Source organism: Thermoflexus sp. (assembly GCF_040289485.1).
Lineage (GTDB): Bacteria > Chloroflexota > Anaerolineae > Thermoflexales > Thermoflexaceae > Thermoflexus.
Genome location: NZ_PSLG01000083.1, coordinates 1 through 2,379 on the forward strand (window position 1 = coordinate 1; position 2,379 = coordinate 2,379).

2 protein-coding genes and 1 CRISPR repeat array are annotated in these 2,379 nt (G+C 48.5%); both genes read left to right on the top strand.

Annotated elements, in window-relative coordinates; genetic code table 11:
• Position 1: 1 nt before the first annotated feature.
• Positions 2–291: a CRISPR direct-repeat array (repeat unit 29 nt; unit sequence CCTCAATCGAACCAGCGTGGGATTGAAAC).
• A gap of 298 nt (positions 292–589) precedes the next feature.
• Positions 590–994 carry a hypothetical protein gene (locus C4313_RS10505; protein WP_352429815.1) on the top strand — a complete coding sequence of 135 codons (405 nt, stop codon included), beginning with the start codon at positions 590–592 and terminating at the stop codon, positions 992–994.
• A 53-nt stretch (positions 995–1,047) separates the two neighbouring features.
• Positions 1,048–2,274 (top strand): MFS transporter, encoded by a 1,227-nt coding sequence (locus tag C4313_RS10510; RefSeq protein WP_352429816.1) that lies wholly within the window; start codon positions 1,048–1,050, stop codon positions 2,272–2,274.
• Positions 2,275–2,379 lie beyond the last annotated feature (105 nt).

The following is a 2,379-nucleotide window of genomic DNA, read 5'->3' on the forward strand; positions in this document are numbered from 1 at the left end:
GCCTCAATCGAACCAGCGTGGGATTGAAACTTGGTCCAGAGGCCAGCCAGGTCCGGCTTCGGGATGGCCTCAATCGAACCAGCGTGGGATTGAAACTTTCTGACCCGGACTGCAGGTTCGGCGGAGCATATGGCCTCAATCGAACCAGCGTGGGATTGAAACCTTGTTCTGATGATCCTGGCGCGTGCCTGATGCGCGCCTCAATCGAACCAGCGTGGGATTGAAACAAGATGGTGAGGAACATGGGGTAGTAGTCTTTTGCCCTCAATCGAACCAGCGTGGGATTGAAACGCAGCGGTCTGGGGGTTAGTGGGTTGGTATTCGGAGCCTCAATCGAACCAGGACGGCTGAGTTTGCCCGTTAGGCGCGTTAGAATTGTGTGTAAATGGGAGGTTGTCCGGCTCTGTCCTCGCTCCAGTTCTCGAATTTCTGCTTTGGAGGCATAACCATGTGTACAGTTAATCATCCAGTAACAGCACATGCGGGTTATCTGATTGATGCGCCTATGAAGTCCATAGCTGCCCCGGGGTTCTTGTTCACTAGGCTGCTTGCCCATCATCGAGAATTGGGCCTTACATGCGAGCAAATCATGGCCTTGCTCGATCTCAATCGCGAATATCATGAGCGACAAGTAGCTATTCAGATAGAATTTGCCCGCATCACGGAAATGTTGGAGATCAAGTGGGGGCGTGTGGATGAAAAGGCCATAGCTGAACGAGAACAACTTCTACATCGACATGCCGAACTTTTCCTCGAGCATGAGCGGCTTTTTTTCGAGTTTGCGCGTCGTGGTCATGAGCTCCTTACCGATGAGCAAATCGAGAAGGCCGAGCAGATCTATCATCAAGAGAAGGATGCTTTCTTGAAAGCGCTGCTTTCTTCGCTGAATCGGGCGGTTGCTCCTCACTTTCAGTTTGTTCAGACCGGACAGGAATGGAGCGACGCCTCTATCGAGGCGCTGCGTTCTATGGCACGTGTTCCTTCGTTCGGATGAACGTCATATGAGCCGGACAACCTCCTCATAAAATCATGTGTGTAGTAGCCTTTATGGTAGCCATGGAGAAACATGGCTTGTCGTATTTTGAGTTGTTTCGCAATCGAAATTATGTTTTGTTGTTCGTGGGCCAACTTATCTCTTATGGCGGGGATGCCTTATCACGGGTAGCATTACCCCTTTATGTATATCAAAGCACGGGAGATATTCATGCTTTAGGTGGTGTATTTGCCCTTCAATACCTCCCATGGGTGTTTTTAGGGCCAATATCTGGGGTCATTGCTGATCGAAAGAATCGAAAAGTTCTACTTATAGGCGCAGTATGGACAGAAGCCCTTGGTTTAATCGGCGCACTTTACAGCAGGACTTCGTGGCAGATATTGATTTGCATTTTTATTGGAGCGGTAGCTCAGACGCTAGAAATATATGTAAGACAAGCCTTTATGCCGGACGTTGTGGGATTAGAGCACTATTCCAGAGCCGTATCTCTCAATATCATAACCATCCAGGCCACAGATGTGGTCGGTGTGGCGATTGCTGGTTGGGTGGTTTCCATGGTGGGGCCACGGTTGGCGATATTGTTGGATGTATTGTCTTTTGTGATAAACAGCGTATTTATTTTGGCTGCCCATATTCCCCAACCCAAAACGATATCCACGGCAAAAATACAAATTTGGAAAGACCTTGCCGAAGGTCTTTCTTTTCTGCTCAGAAATTCTATGTTAGCCTTTGTGGTTGTTATTCTCCTCTTGCGTGGGCTCACGATGATCGGCACGTTTCCTCTCTATGTGGACTTCATTGAAAGTGTTCTCCATAAGGGGGCCTTTGAATTTGGACTGTTCACTGCTGTAGCTAGTCTGGGATACGTATTATCGTCCATATTAACGGTACATTTAGAAAAAATTTTTCACCCTATAAGGTTTCTATTAACCAGTACTGCCTTATCTGGAATTTTTCTTTTGCCCTTCCTGTTTATACGGGAATTTTGGATACTACTTGGATTTCGCTTCCTGAGCTCCTTATGCTTTGGGGCAGGGAATTTAATCGCAAATGTACAAATTGCCCACCTTGTGCCTTCGGAATTGCGAGGACGCGTGAATAGCATTTTGTGGGCTTTTGTCAAGCTCAGCCAATCTCTCTCCAGTTCTGGTCTTAGTATGTTAGCAGGCGTTTGGGGGGCACCAATGGTGATTAGCACTTCAGGCTTCATATTGTTTTTGGGCGCATGTGTGTTGCGTGTAATGAATCCCCAACGTCGAGCCATAAACAAAATCGCCTAACCATGCGTGCAGCAGACGGGCTGCGCCTCGCTGCGCTCGGCTCGCCAGCCGCGGATGCAATCGTTAGGCGGAAAGGAGTTCGTGCGGAAGCGGGTGGAGCAGAAA